At 43.7% G+C, this 15,124-nt stretch carries 11 protein-coding genes; 6 read left to right on the top strand and 5 right to left on the bottom strand.

Going from position 1 to position 15,124, the window contains the following annotated elements; translation table 11 throughout:
* Window positions 1-54 precede the first annotated feature (54 nt).
* Both NBH03_RS06485 and NBH03_RS06480 read left to right on the top strand, forming a co-directional pair.
* Window positions 55-996 (top strand): D-2-hydroxyacid dehydrogenase, encoded by a 942-nt coding sequence (locus tag NBH03_RS06485; protein ID WP_250798291.1) that lies wholly within the window; start codon window positions 55-57, stop codon window positions 994-996.
* A gap of 154 nt (window positions 997-1,150) precedes the next feature.
* Window positions 1,151-2,152 carry an Rpn family recombination-promoting nuclease/putative transposase gene (locus NBH03_RS06480; RefSeq protein WP_208728459.1) on the top strand — a complete coding sequence of 334 codons (1,002 nt, stop codon included), beginning with the start codon at window positions 1,151-1,153 and terminating at the stop codon, window positions 2,150-2,152.
* A 173-nt stretch (window positions 2,153-2,325) separates the two neighbouring features.
* Here the strand turns inward: NBH03_RS06480 and aspS are convergent, their stop codons facing one another.
* Window positions 2,326-4,077, bottom strand: a complete 1,752-nt coding sequence (aspS, locus tag NBH03_RS06475; protein ID WP_015512706.1) for an aspartate--tRNA ligase — start codon at window positions 4,075-4,077, stop codon at window positions 2,326-2,328.
* Window positions 4,078-4,769: 692 nt separating this feature from the next.
* The gene (locus NBH03_RS06470) at window positions 4,770-6,125 is read right to left on the bottom strand and encodes an MATE family efflux transporter (protein ID WP_015512707.1); all 1,356 of its coding nucleotides are present in this window, start codon (window positions 6,123-6,125) and stop codon (window positions 4,770-4,772) included.
* Window positions 6,126-6,418: 293 nt separating this feature from the next.
* Here NBH03_RS06470 and spo0A point away from each other — a divergent pair, with 293 nt between their 5' ends.
* Window positions 6,419-7,219: a sporulation transcription factor Spo0A gene (gene spo0A, locus NBH03_RS06465; protein ID WP_015512708.1), complete on the top strand. Its 801-nt coding sequence runs from the start codon at window positions 6,419-6,421 to the stop codon at window positions 7,217-7,219.
* A 104-nt stretch (window positions 7,220-7,323) separates the two neighbouring features.
* A complete protein-coding gene (glgA, locus tag NBH03_RS06460; protein ID WP_250798285.1) occupies window positions 7,324-8,772 on the top strand; it encodes a glycogen synthase GlgA in 1,449 nt (482 codons plus the stop codon).
* A gap of 246 nt (window positions 8,773-9,018) precedes the next feature.
* On the opposite strand, the gene NBH03_RS06455 is transcribed toward glgA, so the two are convergent.
* The 3 genes from NBH03_RS06455 to gdhA form a co-directional block, all read right to left on the bottom strand.
* The gene (locus NBH03_RS06455; protein ID WP_250798283.1) at window positions 9,019-9,543 is read right to left on the bottom strand and encodes a DUF4364 family protein; all 525 of its coding nucleotides are present in this window, start codon (window positions 9,541-9,543) and stop codon (window positions 9,019-9,021) included.
* 29 nt (window positions 9,544-9,572) lie between these two features.
* Window positions 9,573-10,556 (bottom strand): tRNA modification radical SAM protein MnmL/YtqA, encoded by a 984-nt coding sequence (mnmL, locus tag NBH03_RS06450; RefSeq protein WP_284703436.1) that lies wholly within the window; start codon window positions 10,554-10,556, stop codon window positions 9,573-9,575.
* Between the two features lie 384 nt (window positions 10,557-10,940).
* Window positions 10,941-12,269 carry an NADP-specific glutamate dehydrogenase gene (gdhA, locus tag NBH03_RS06445; RefSeq protein ID WP_250798282.1) on the bottom strand — a complete coding sequence of 443 codons (1,329 nt, stop codon included), beginning with the start codon at window positions 12,267-12,269 and terminating at the stop codon, window positions 10,941-10,943.
* Between the two features lie 578 nt (window positions 12,270-12,847).
* Between gdhA and rho the strand changes: the two genes are divergently transcribed.
* Together rho and rpmE are read left to right on the top strand one after the other, a co-directional pair.
* A complete protein-coding gene (gene rho / locus NBH03_RS06440; protein ID WP_250798281.1) occupies window positions 12,848-14,620 on the top strand; it encodes a transcription termination factor Rho in 1,773 nt (590 codons plus the stop codon).
* A gap of 168 nt (window positions 14,621-14,788) precedes the next feature.
* A complete protein-coding gene (rpmE, locus tag NBH03_RS06435) occupies window positions 14,789-14,995 on the top strand; it encodes a 50S ribosomal protein L31 (protein ID WP_015512713.1) in 207 nt (68 codons plus the stop codon).
* Window positions 14,996-15,124: the final 129 nt, after the last annotated feature.

Raw genomic sequence — 15,124 nt, 5'->3', positions numbered from 1 at the left:
TTAGTGATTATAAAATGAATGATGTGATAGATACGCAGAGGTTTTATAGAGGTTATGATGGAGAAAACGGTTTTGGTTGTGATTCCTGCAGAGGAGAGACATAAAGAGAAGTTGGAGCGTGCCGGTAAAGGCTGTCGTTTTGTTTATGAGACGCCGCAGACGGCGACAGAAGAAATGATTGAAGCAGCAGATGTGATTATCGGCAATGTGAAGCCGGACAGACTGCATGAGCCGGAACGCCTGCAGTGGCTGCAGTTGAATTCTGCCGGCGCAGATGCTTATGTGAAGCCGGGGATTTTAAGAAGCACGACAATGTTGACAAGTGCCACAGGTGCTTACGGCAAGGCAGTGGCAGAGCACAGTTTTGCCATGCTTTTGATGCTGCAGAAGAAGCTGAATTTATACAGAGACGCCCAGACAAAGAACGAATGGAGCGATTTTGGTACAGTCACATCCATTACAGATGCCACAGTGCTTGTTGTGGGACTGGGCGATATCGGCCTGCATTTTGCCAGATTGGCCAGTGCTCTTGGCGCTCGTGTCATTGGTCTGAAACGCTCCATGGGACCATGTCCGGAAGGTGTTCATGAATTACATACCATGGACGAGCTGGATAACTTATTGCCGAAAGTGGATGTTGTAGCTTCCTTTGTACCGTCAACAGCGACTACATATCATATGTACACAAAAGAACGATTGATGGCCATGAAGGACACTGCCATCTTCTTAAACAGCGGAAGGGGAGACGCAGTGGCTTCAGAAGTCCTTTATGAAGCACTTTCTAAAGGCTGGATTGCCTCAGCGGGAATTGATGTCACAGAACCTGAACCGCTGTCGGCAGACAGCCCATTGTGGCAGCTGCCGAACCTGATGATGACACCGCATATATCCGGGCAGTTCCATCTTCCGGAGACATTTGAACGCATTGTGGATATTGCGGCTGCAAATTTGGAATCTTGTCTTAAAGAGCAGCCTCTAAAAAACCGAATTCAGTAATATTTAATTTTGGCATCTGACACCTGTTGGATGCCTTTTTTCTATTTAGTGATTGATACTTTGTGTAAAACATATAAATAACTTGCCTTCAACAGTATTTAATGCTACTATGGAATTGAAGTAAGCACTTTTCGTCTGAAGGTCTCTCAATGTTGTGAAGGGAGAGGGCATTATAGGAGCAGCAGATACAGTTACAAAGGCTTACATACGAAAAAACGAAGTATTCGCAGACGCATTCAACTACTTTATGTATGATGGAAGACAGAAGATTCAGCCGGAACAGTTAAGAGAATTGGATTCGACTGAGATTGCAATACTTTTGAATGAAAAAGATACGAAAGATAAAACGAATAAAGAAAAAGAAGCATCCGAGCAGAAGATGGTACAGAAGTACCGGGATCTTTTGAAAACGGCGACTATTATGGAAGATGGGGAAGCGACCTATGTACTGTTGGGGATAGAGAACCAGACAGAGGTTCATTATGCGATGCCTGTCAGAAATATGCTGTATGATGCTATGCAGTATAATCAGCAGGTTACAGAGATAGCGGAGAAACATAAGGGAAAAAAAGGCGGCAAGAGACAGCAGAAGATCAGCACCGGAGAGTTTTTGTCTGGATTTTATAAGAATAATAAATTAATTCCGGTTATTACATTGGTCTTGTTTTTCAATCCCGGTGAATGGGATGGCCCGAGGTCATTATTTGATATGTTGGATATATCAAATCCGATTTTTAAAAAATATGCACAGGACTATAAGATACATATTATCAGTCCGAAGGAGATTTTAGAGAGTGATTTGAAAAAATTCAGTTCCAGTCTGCGAGAGGTTATAGGATGCATAAAATATTCAAATGATAAAAATAAACTGGCAGCTTTCATACAAGATAATCCCAGAATGAATATAGAAGTTGAAGCAGCCAGAGTGCTTGAAGTTATCACCCATACACATATTAAGCGAGAGGAGGTTGATGATATGGGAAATGTGAATATGTGTAAGGCAATACAGGAAATGATACAAGACGGCAGAGATGAGGGAAGAGTCCAACTTTTGGTAACGCTTATTCAAAGCGGAGATATCAGTCTGCAAAGAGCTGCCGCACTTATGAATATGACTCCGGAGGAATTTCAGGAGAAAAGTAAGATGATTTCCTAATAGTATCAGCAGATGATAACTATTGGGGAGTTACAAATATTTAATAAAACATCAAAGAGACTGAAATGATTTGGAAAATGCTTTCACTTTATAAGGCTTCACAGATAGGATATGTAAAATATAATCCTGCCTGTGAAGCCTTTATATATTTACTGAAAATACAATGTGATGGATTAATCGCGCACTTTAATATGTGCTTCTCTCAGCTGTGTCTCAGTGACTACACCCGGTGCGCCGCACATGAGATCCTGTGCGTTGCCGTTCATTGGGAATGCAATCACTTCGCGAATGTTGTCTTCATTTCTCAGCAGCATGATCATTCGATCGACACCAGGGGCCATACCGGCGTGTGGCGGGGCACCAAACTGGAAAGCGTTGTAGAGTGCACCGAATTTCGTCTTCAGGTCTTCTTCGCTGTAGCCTGCGATTTCAAAGGCTTTGACCATGATATCCAGATCGTGGTTGCGGACAGCACCGGAGGAAAGCTCCACGCCGTTGCAGACGATATCATACTGATAAGCCAGGATATCTTCAGGGTTCATGGTGTTCAGTGCTTCAAGGCCGCCCTGAGGCATAGAGAATGGGTTGTGTGTGAAATCCATCTTCTTCTCGTCCTTGTTGTATTCATACATCGGGAAGTCGTTGACAAAACAGAAGCGGAAGGCATTCTTCTCGATCAGGTCAAGACGTTCACCCAGTTCGTTGCGGAGCTGTCCGGCAAAAAGGTTAGCACGTTCTTCTTTATCCGCAATAAAGAAAATCGTATCGCCCACTTCAAGACCTGTGAGTTCAGCAAATTCCTGCTTCATGTCATCAGGGATAAATTTGTCAATGGGGCCTTTATAACTCTTATCTTCCATGACTTCCAGGTAACCAAGGCCGCCCATACCGATGGAAGTGGCGAATTTCAGCAGTTTCTCATGAAAACCCTTGGACATATCGGCATGAACCCTGATGGCACGGACGGTACGTTTCAGGAAAGGTTTGAATGTACATCTCTGAAAGAATTCTGTGACATCCATGATACGAAGCGGGTTTCTGAGATCCGGCTTGTCAGAGCCGAACTGCAGCATGGCATCCTTGTAGCTGATCACAGGATAAGGGGCAGCTGTGACAGAAGCACCTTCCGGTGCAAATTTTTCAAAAGTGGCTGTCAGAACTTCTTCACCTACACGGAAAACCTCTTCCTGAGTAGCGAAGCTCATCTCAAAGTCCAACTGATAGAATTCGCCCGGTGAACGGTCTGCACGGGCATCCTCATCACGAAAACATGGTGCGATCTGGAAGTATTTATCAAAACCGGAAACCATCAGCAGCTGTTTGTACTGCTGCGGAGCCTGAGGCAATGCGTAAAAACGACCTTTGAACTTTCTGGATGGTACGATATAATCTCTGGCACCTTCAGGAGAAGAAGCGCAGAGAATCGGTGTCTGGATTTCGAGAAATCCCATCTCTGTCATCTTCTGACGAAGGAAGCTGATGACCTGTGAACGGAAAATGATGTTGTCTTTGACTTTCTGGTTTCTTAAGTCAAGATAACGGTACTTCAGACGGACATCTTCACGGATTTCCTTGGAAGTCATAATCTCAAAAGGCAACTGGTGATAAACCTTGCCCAGCATATCGATGCTGTGAGCTTCAAGTTCGATAGTGCCTGTAGGAATCTTCGGATTGTAAGTCTCCTCATCGCGGTGGTCAATGACACCTTCGATGGAGATGCAGTTTTCTTTGGTAATACCGTCCAGGAGAGAAGTGTCTCTTAAAACAACCTGGAGGACACCGTACATATCTCTCAAATCAATAAAAGATACACCGCCGTGGTCACGGATATTTTCAACCCAGCCTGCGACACGGATGGTCTTGCCAACGTCGCTTTCGCTGATCTCGTTTAAAATTCTGCTGCGGTAAATGTTTGGTGTTGTCATAATTGGTCCCCTTTCATTTTGTGATATTCAATCATATCTGCTGAGATGTCCAGGACGAAACGTATAACAAATGCCTTGGCACATTCCTGCGCCTGCAGCCTATTCCCTGCAAACTATGAGAAACACGCTCCGCGAGTTTCTCAAGTTATCGCGGCAGTCGCCAAGGTCTCGTGCAAGCACGGACTTTGGCTCGTTGCTCGCGTAAATAAAAAATCGCCCTGAACGATGATCGTTCAGGACGAATATAAAATCCGCGGTACCACCTGAATTACTGCAATGCAGTCTCTCAACAGAGGCAAAAACCTCCTGCTGTCTGACGTCCAGCTGACGGCGCACCTACTGGGCAAAATGCTGTTCAGATTGCGGCTGTTAAAGTGTTATTCACGCTGATTCATTCTGTGGGTTCTCACTCTCTCCACTCACTGGAAGCGATAAACAGCGCTACTTCTCTTCGTCATCGCCTTTAACTTTTCGTTAGCAGTATTATAGCCCTTGATAATTTATTTTGTCAACGTAAAAAAGTATAAAAAATTTAGGAAATTAAAGTGGTGATATAGTGAAAAATTACCTATACAACTTGAACAATTTACAGATATTTCCAGAAAATAAAAAAGGCCATTCGCAATTGTGCGAACAGCCTTTGAAAAATGTTCAGTGCAAACTATCAATCAAATCAATGATAGCATACACATTTAGTCCAAATGATGCTGCCAGTCGGCTTTGAACAGGAAGATCAGAAACAGGATGGTACTGCATCCCCATGTCAGCGGATAGGCCCAGGAAATCATCTGAAAGACCGGGAAGAATCGGAGTGCTGTGGTGACGTAGACGATACGCAGGCCGCACCAGAAAAGCAACATTCCAGCCATTGGCACAACAGCATAGCCGCAGCCTCTCATCACACCGGCAGAGCAATGGGAAAAGGCCAGCAGGAAGAAAAACAGGCTGACAATGTGGGCATGAATAGTGCCGTAGGCAACGGCTTCCTGTGTACTGCCGAAAATCTTCAGTGCATATGGAATAAAAAAGTAGATCAGAAGTCCGGTAACCTCAGCGGTGATCATGCCAAATAAGATGCCGAAAACGGCGCCCTTTTTGGCACGATGGTATTGCCTAGCTCCCAGGTTCTGACTGACGAAGGTCGGAAGTGCCATGGCCATACTCATGATCGGAAGAAAAACGAATCCCTCAATCTTGGAGTAGGCCCCCATTCCGGACATAGCGTAAGCGCCGAAGGAATTGATATTCTTCTGAATCACCAGGTTGCCGACGGTGATCACGGCATTCTGAATGCCGGCGGGCAGACCCTGATACAACACCTTCTTCATCATGTGGGAATGGTAATGCAGCTTTTTGAAATCAAGCCGGGTATAATCTTTAATCCGACACATACGAAACAAACAGAGAATGACGCTGAGACCCTGAGAGATCACAGTGGCGGCTGCAGCACCTGTAACACCCCAGTGAAAGGCAGGATGGGCCACAAAAAGCAGATCCAGACCGATATTCACAATGGAAGAGAATAACAGATAGTAAAGGGGATGAATACTGTCACCCAGGGCACGCATGATGGACATGCAGATGTTGTAGAGGATAACAGTGGATACACCGCCGAAATAAATCTGCAGATACCTTAAGGCATGGGGCATAACAGAGTCCGGGGTGCCAAGCCATACCAGAAGATGGGGAGCCAGGATAAGACCGGCAACAGTGCCGATTGCGGAAGCAATCAGCCCCATCAGGAAATTCGTGTGGACAGCCTTTGAAACATTGTCTTCATCGCGGGCGCCAAAATAGCGTGAAATAACGACACCGCCGCCGGTGGCAATGCCGGAGAAAAAACCGATGATCAGAAAGACGACAGTGCCGGTGGAACTGACGGCGGCAAAAGCATCGTTATCCGCAAAGTTGCCGATGACCCATGCATCCACCATGTTATACAATTGCTGAAGCAGCTGACCGAGAAAAAGCGGAATGGCAAAGGCCAGAATACCGCCGGGAATCGATCCTCTTGTCAGGTCGATGCTGCCTTTATTTTCTTTTTGCATAAAAAAACCTCTTTAATTCAATGGATTTGAAATAATTAACATTAATAAAAGTGTATCATGTTTGAAAATAAACAGCAATAAGCCCTTTTGATTTTTAGAAAAAATAAAAAATTGAATAAAAACACACAAAATAATATGTTTTTCGACTTCATAAATAAAAATAATAAAAAAATTAGAAAATATTGTCCTATTTTGGTGGTTATTGCGAGTTTTATTAATTGAGACAATCTTTTTTTGATAATATAATACATTTGACGCTTGTTGGAAAAAGATGAAGAATGGGAGGCTGCGTTATGACAAAAATCAATGTTGCGATTGTTGATGACAATGAGAAGATGGTCAGTTTGTTGGATGCCATATTACAGACGGATAAGAATATTGAAGTCATCGGAAGAGGGGACGATGGTGTTCAGGCATTGGACATTATTAAGAATCAGGAGCCGGATGTTGTCCTTTTGGATTTGATTATGCCGAAGCTTGACGGTCTGGAGGTCATGCAGCAGGTCAATAAGGATATGTCGCTGAAGAAACGACCCGCATTTATTGTGATTTCTGCCATTGGAAAGGAAAACATTACGGAGAATGCTTTTAATCTCGGCGCCATGTATTATATTATGAAGCCATTTGAAAATGATATGATTCTGCGTCGTATTCATCAGGTGACTGAACGACAGATTTTACAGCCGGTCCATACACAGAAGAGCAGACAAACAGATTATACGACAGAATACCGGGAAAAGAATCTGGAAACAGATGTGACCAACATTATTCATGAGATTGGTGTGCCGGCGCATATCAAAGGTTATCAGTATCTGCGGGATGCCATTATTATGTCAGTGGATAACCGGGAGGTCATTAATTCGATTACGAAGGTCCTGTATCCGACCATTGCCAAGATGAATAAGACGACGCCGAGTCGTGTGGAACGCGCGATCCGCCATGCTATCGAAGTGGCCTGGAGCAGAGGCAAGATGGATACCATTGATGAGCTTTTTGGCTATACCATACATACCGGAAAAGGCAAACCAACTAACAGTGAATTTATTGCGTTGATCGCGGATAAAATCCGACTGGAATACAAGAACAGGAGTTGATAATTGACTGAAAATTCACAAAATTTCTGCTTTTATTGCAACGAATTATGTTGTATAATAATAGAAGATACAATATAATGCATTAGCAGGAGGAACAAAGCCTTATGAAGAAAGTCCTATTTGCGGCATCTGAAGCGGTACCATTTATTAAGACAGGCGGATTGGCAGACGTTGTCGGATCTTTGCCGAAGGCATACAATAGAGATGAATTTGATGTCAGGGTTGTATTGCCGAAATACAGAGTGATTCCGGAATATTTTCAACAGCAGATGGAATATATGACGAATTTTTATATCAATATGTCAGGACGGATGATTTATGTTGGTGTATTTCAGATGATGCTGGATGGCGTGACATTTTATTTTATCGACAATGAATACTATTTTTCCGGAGACAGGATTTATGAAGATGGATTGTGGGATCTTGAGAAGTTTGCTTACTTCAGTAAGGCCGCACTGACGATGCTTTGTGTCATCGATTTCAGACCGGACATCATCCATTGTCATGACTGGCAGACGGGTCTTATGCCGGTTTATCTGAAGAATGAATTCTGGGATAGTTCTTCTTACAGCGATTTTTACCAGAACATGAAAGCCGTGATGACAATCCACAATCTGAAGTTCCAGGGAACATGGAACATTGATGATATGATGCGTGTAACAGGACTTCCGGGCTATCTGTTTACATCAGACAAACTGGAAGCATACGGCGCCGGCAATTATCTGAAGGGCGGCCTTGTTTACGCAGACTGGATCACCACTGTCAGCGGTGTTTATGCGAATGAGATCAAGTATCCGTTCTATGGAGAGGGACTGGATGGATTGATGCGTGCGAGATCCAATAATCTTTCGGGTATTGTCAATGGTATTGATTATGATGAGTATAACCCGGAGACGGATCCGATGCTTGTACACAATTATTCTCCGTATAATTTCAGAACAGAGAAGGTGCATAATAAGACGGCGCTGCAGCAGGAGCTTGGCATGCAGGTAGACGGCGGCAAGTTTATGATCGGTCTTGTTTCAAGATTGACAGATCAGAAGGGAATGGATCTGATCGATTGTGTGATGGAACAGATTTGTGCGGAAGATGTACAGTTTGTTATTCTCGGTACAGGTGATCCACGCTATGAGAATATGTTCAGATACTATGAATGGAAGTATAAAGACAGAGTTTCGGCAAGTATCTGTTATGACAATACCCGTTCCCACAGAATCTATGGTGCATGCGATGCATTTCTGATGCCGTCACTGTTTGAACCATGCGGACTCAGTCAGCTGATGAGTCTTCGCTATGGTACATTGCCGATTGTAAGGGAGACAGGCGGTCTGAAGGAAACTGTAGAACCGTATAATGAATATACAGGAAGCGGTACAGGATTCAGTTTTGCAAATTATAATGCACATGAGATGCTGCATGTGATTGAGTATGCCAAGTCTGTTTATTATGGTGACAGAGAAGCATGGAACCGTATTGTAGACAGGGCAATGGCAGCAGATTTCTCCTGGGGCAATTCAGCGAGAAAGTACGAAGATCTGTATCGTTCTTTATAGGAATACAGAAGTTCAACTGAGAATTTAAAAGTGATTGGGAAAAGGAAAAACGTAACCTTTCTTTGGGGGTGTGTGCCAATAGCGCATTCATTTGGACTCAGAACAGAGAGGTTGCGTTTTTCTTTTGTTTACAGATGCGGTTATTCGATTCCAGTACATCGTTTCGTAAATAACTATACCATTCACTTGCCTGCACACTCGGATTCGCAGGCAAGTGAATGGTATAGTTATTTCGAAAACAATGTATTAGTGACGAATCATGAGGGTATGGATAAGATAGTCATAGACATCGCCATGTCGATTGCGCCAGTTATCGCAGATGGCGGTTGCCTGGGCTTCATCTGTGACGTTTAATGTGATGCCGACGAGAAGTTCTTTCTTATCATGGATTTCGCAGCGAACAATATAGCAGTCCTTCTTATCTTCATAATAATCAGCGGTAACTTCATTCTCACTTCTCAGGTGATACTTGTGCTCATTGAAAAACTGGTCGATTTCAGTCTTGATCTCAGCTGGAATCTTGTGACCGAAAAATTCCAGCGTTTCTTCACCGGACTGGTTCATGGAATAGTAGGAATTGTTGTGGATATGTTCTGTTCGGATCAATTCTGTATCGGAAAGGTCGTGGAGCGCCTGCTGAAGAGTAAAATAATTCGTATAGCCCTTGTCCAGAATAAATTCTGAAATCTGAGAATTCGTCAATGGAAAATCGACCTTATTCAGCATATAGAGAACCATTAATTTATAAAGCATCAGTGTATCCTGACTCATAAAACAAAAACTCCTTTCTATTGCAATCATCAATTCCTGTCATAATAATCATTCGTCAACGGAACATAACAGCGCCCCTGCCATGCATTGCGAAGCTTCATGCAATGATGAATATGATTAAGTACCTGTTTCTTGTTGCGGCTCCAGTCTGGGGCAGCCAGCAGATGTTTGGGACCGTCACCGGTAATCCGGTGGATAATCACATCCGGCGGCATATGCTCAATACAGCGGATGAGGATATCCGTGTATTCTTCCAGTGTCAGAACATGGAACGGCCGCTGCAGATAATCAGTATAAAGATCGGTTCCTTTGAGAACATGGAGCAGCTGGAACTTGACACCCTGTATGGGCTGATGAGCGATATAATCGGCGGTAGCCAGCATGTCATCAGCAGTTTCACCGGGAAGCCCGAGAATCACATGGGTGATAACTTCGATGTCTCTTTCGTGAAGATTCAAAACAGCTGCATCATAGACAGACAGTGGATAGCCTCGCCGGATGTAAGCAGCTGTCTGAGGATGGATTGACTGAAGGCCGAGCTCAACCCACACCGGTTTGATCTGATTCAGTTCTGATAAAAGATCGAGAACCTCCGGTTGAAGACAGTCCGGGCGGGTGGCAATGGAAAGAATGGCTACTTCCGGGTGGCGGATGGCTTCTGTGTAAAGTGCCCGCAGACGATCTATGGGGGCATAAGTTCCCGTAAATGCCTGAAAATAGGCGATATAACAAGGCATCGGGGATTCCTTGCTGCCCATCTCAGGCTGACCGGAAAGCCGCTTCCCTGCAAGCAGCTGTTTGCCTTCCTCAATCTGTTCCGTGATGGATTGGTTCCTGGATGCGGCAAAATCACCGGAACCGCCCGCACTGCAGAAGATACAGCCTCTTGCATCGATCAGTCCGTCCCTGTTGGGGCAGGTAAAGCCGCCGTCAAGGGCAATCTTATAAATCTTGTGCCCGTACCGGGCCTTCATCTCGTAATCGAGAGAGTGGTAACGCTTATCTGCCCACAAAACTGCATTCCTCCTAACTACATATATGATAGCATAGCCGGCGAATTTATGCAAACAGATGTGTGGTTTGATTTGTACTCGATTTTTATAGCGTTTTCTGGTATAGTATATCATAGAGTATTTTTTGTGTGTAATTTGTAAGATTACTATTGCGTTAAAATAGGCATTGAATCAAACCGGGGTAGATTTTATATTACAGGGATCAGGCAGGCGCCTATTGAGGATCCGAAGGCTTTATAATGGCGGATTGTGTTTAATGTGTATAAAGTAAAGTAAAATTCGGTCAAAAAAACGACAAAAACAGGATGCTCAATAAGTTTATTCTGAATAACTTATTGAGCATCCTGTTTATTGATTTCTAAGACCGAATTTTACTTTACTTTATTATACAATACCATGAGCAAGCATAGCATCAGCGACTTTCTTGAAGCCTGCGATGTTAGCACCTGCAACGTAGTTGTTCTCTACACCGTATTCTTTAGCAGCGTTGTCGATGTTGTGGAAGATGTTGACCATGATGTCTTTGAGTTTAGCGTCAACTTCCTCGAATGTCCAGCTGTAACGCATGCTGTTCTGGCACATTTCAAGAGCGGATGTTGCAACTCCGCCGGCATTGGAAGCTTTGCCAGGTACGAAGAAGATATGTTCCTGAAGATATTCTGTTGCATCAAGAGTAGTAGGCATGTTGGCACCTTCAGCAACAATCTTGCAGCCGTTTGCTACAAGCTGTTTAGCATCTTCAAGGAAGAGCTCGTTCTGAGTTGCACAAGGAAGAGCGATGTCAACAGGAATCTGCCATACGCCGCGGCCTTCGTGGTATTCAGACTGTGGTCTGTATTTCTTGTATTCTGTCAGACGTGCACGCTGTACTTCTTTGATCTCTTTCAGAGCAGCGACATCGATGCCTTCCGGATCATATACCCAGCCTGTGGAGTCAGAGCATGTAACAACTTTAGCACCCAGCTGCTGAGCCTTCTGAATAGCGTAAATAGCAACATTACCGGCACCTGATACAGCAACAGTCTTGCCTTCGATTGTGTCGCCTTTGCACTTTAATAATTCTTCTACAAGGTATACAAGACCGTAACCTGTAGCTTCTGTACGAGCGAGGGAACCGCCGTATGTGAGGCCTTTACCTGTTAAGACACCTTCGGATACGTTGCGGATTCTCTTGTACTGGCCATACATATAACCGATTTCACGGCCGCCTACACCGATATCACCTGCAGGAACATCAGTATCAGCTCCGATATGTTTGCAAAGCTCTGTCATAAAGCTCTGGCAGAAAGCCATAACTTCACGGTCAGATTTGCCTTTAGGATCGAAATCAGAACCGCCTTTGCCGCCGCCGATAGGAAGGCCTGTCAGGGAGTTCTTGAAAATCTGTTCAAAACCAAGGAATTTGATAATGCTTAAGTTAACGGATGGATGGAAACGGAGACCGCCCTTGTAAGGTCCGATGGCACTGTTGAACTGTACACGGAAACCTCTGTTGACCTGAACTTTGCCTTCATCGTCAACCCATGGTACACGGAACATAATAATACGTTCTGGTTCAACGATTCTCTCAAGTAATGCTTCGTTCTGATACTTTGGATCGTTATCTACAACGAGTCGAAGAGAATTCATAACTTCTGTCACTGCCTGGATAAACTCAGGTTCGTTAGGATTTTTTGCTTTAACTTTTTCGATAATTTCGTCACTGTAAGACATTCTGTTTCATCCTCCTTATATTGACCTGCCGACGGACAAAATCCGCAGCAAAGTATGTTCAGTGGAATTCATTCTTTCCATTGATGATTATAATATAGATTAAGCAATAATTCAATCTTTTTTCACTTTAATCTGTAAAAAAATAGGAATTTTGTTAAAAGTTTCCTTCATAAAAGCTGCTGTCAATTATTAAAGCGGATATAAAGCTGAAAAATATGCAGGAAATGATTGCGAAACTTTCAAATTGTAAAAAATTGTAAATGAATTGACGGTTGGTTTTAGTATAAAATTATAAAAAGAAAATAAAAAAACAAAAGTTATGCTTTTTATTTGCGTTTATTTCATATATAATGGTAAAGAAGAATTATTCAAATTTTCTAAAATATAAGACACCGACAGGTGTTTTGTTCTTATTTTATTAGGATTGGAATTTATTTTATTAGGATTACAGAGATTTCGTAAGGATTCATTACCCAGTATAAGATATAATTTTAATATGATTCAGAATCGTTTGACAGCGAGTGTTATTTTACTGTGTCGGAAACGGTGAAAATTTGTCAGCAGATAAGGAGGTTTTTATGGCTGAACAGGAAAAGAAAATGTCTGTCGCACAGATGAGAGAAATATTGAAGGCCAAAGGCGTCAGAAATACATCCGTGATGCGTAAGGCGGAATTGCAGAAGCTCATGGCTGAGATGGGGCTTCTGGAAGATCAATCAGAAGTTTTGGAGAAAGACAAAGAGCAGCCGACTGCATCAGTTGAGAAAGGGTCGGAACATGAGGTGAAGAGCGAGAATAAAAAGCCTTATGTTTTTCGGGGCAGAACATCCAGGGCGGAATACGCAGGACGATCAGAGCGAACAGAACGCCCGGAGCGGTCAGAACGCACAGAAAGAACGGAGCGTCCGGAGCGGTCAGAACGCACAGAAAGAACAGAGCGCCCGGAACGGTCAGAACGCACAGAAAGAACAGAACGCTCGGAACGACAGACATATACAAATGGCGGATTGTACAGTGGCAGAAGAAATACCTACGGTCAGCGCAGCGAGAACTACCAGCGGAATGAGAATGGTCAGCGTAACGAAAACGGCCAGCGCGGTGAGAATTATCAGCGTAATGACAGCTATCAGCGGGGGGATAGTTGCCAGCGGGTGGATGTTTACCAGAAAAATGAGTATATCCAGTCAAATGAGGAAAGTGAAATCCCAGGTTATGGTCAGTTAGACAGCGGCATGATGGCGAATGGTATTTTGGAAGTAATCCCGGAAGGGTTTGGATTTATCCGCTGTGAGAATTATATGCCCGGCAATAATGATGTGTACGTGTCACCGGCACAGATTCGCAGATTTAACCTGAGAACCGGTGATATTATCTGTGGCAATATCAAGGTAAAGACAGAGAAAGAGAAGTTTTCAGCACTTTTATATATAAGAACAGTCAACGGCATGCCGCCGTATGAAGCCCAGAGACGCGGCAAGTTTGAAAATATGACACCTGTTTTTCCAGACAGCAGAATTAATCTTGAGACACCGAATGCGCCGGTTTCCATGCGGATTATGAATCTTGTTTCTCCGATTGGGCGGGGACAGCGAGGTATGATCGTATCACCGCCGAAGACCGGCAAGACAACACTTTTAAAGCAGGTGGCCAAGGCAATCCATACCAATTATCCGGACATGCAGATGATCATTCTTCTGATCGATGAACGTCCGGAGGAAGTGACGGATATCAAGGAGTATATTGAGGGCAATAATGTGGAAGTTATCTACTCTACATTTGATGAGACACCGGAACATCATAAACGTGTTTCAGAGATGGTATTGGAGCGTGCAAAACGTCTGGTTGAACATAAGAAAGACGTGGTGATCCTTTTGGACAGCATTACACGTCTGGCCAGGGCGTACAACCTGACAGTGCCGCCGAGCGGACGTACACTTTCAGGCGGTCTGGACCCGGCAGCACTTCATATGCCGAAGAAATTCTTCGGTGCTGCGCGAAATATGCGTGAGGGAGGCAGCCTCACGGTGCTTGCTACAGCTCTTGTAGAGACAGGCAGCAAGATGGATGATGTCGTTTTTGAAGAATTCAAGGGAACAGGCAATATGGAACTTGTTCTGGACAGAAAACTTTCCGAGAAGCGTATCTTCCCGGCTATCAACATACCGCGTTCAGGAACAAGACGAGAAGAATTGCTGCTGAGCAAGGAAGAACTTGAAGGTATGTATGTGATGAGAAAGGCACTGGGCGGCATGAAGTCTGAAGAGGCGCTGGAGCAGATCCTGGATATGTTTATGCATACAAAAGATAATACAGAATTCGTCAACATGATCCGCCATACAAAAATGTGGTAAAAAATATTATGTGAAATACAAAAAAACGCTTGCATACTATAAAAAAGTATGATAAAATTTAAAAGCTGTTTTATAATGACAGAAATGGGCATGAACGCCCGATTTGAGATAACTCAAGTGATTATTCCTGGTTGGCAATCAGGAAAGAATATTAGTGAGGTGAATAAGATGAGAGAAGGAATCCATCCTAAGTATTATCAGGCAAAGGTAACATGCAACTGTGGTAACGAATTCGTAACAGGTTCCACAAAACCTGAAATCCACGTAGAAATCTGTTCTAAGTGTCATTCATTCTACACAGGCCAGCAGAAAGCTGCTTCTGCTCGCGGACGTATTGATAAGTTCAATCGTAAGTATGGCATCAAACAGGCATAATTAGACGATAGACGGGGCTGCCGCATCATTTCGACAGATCCTCTGCCATCCGGATTGTCCATATCATGGAGACCGGCGCAGAGATCAGCAGATGCGACAGCCCTGTTTTTTCATTACGGAGAATAGAGA

This window comes from Coprococcus intestinalis, from assembly GCF_023656595.1.
Taxonomy (GTDB): domain Bacteria; phylum Bacillota; class Clostridia; order Lachnospirales; family Lachnospiraceae; genus Coprococcus_A; species Coprococcus_A intestinihominis.
The sequence above is the reverse complement of the archived record's forward strand: the minus strand, read 5'-3'. Positions and strand labels throughout refer to the sequence as shown.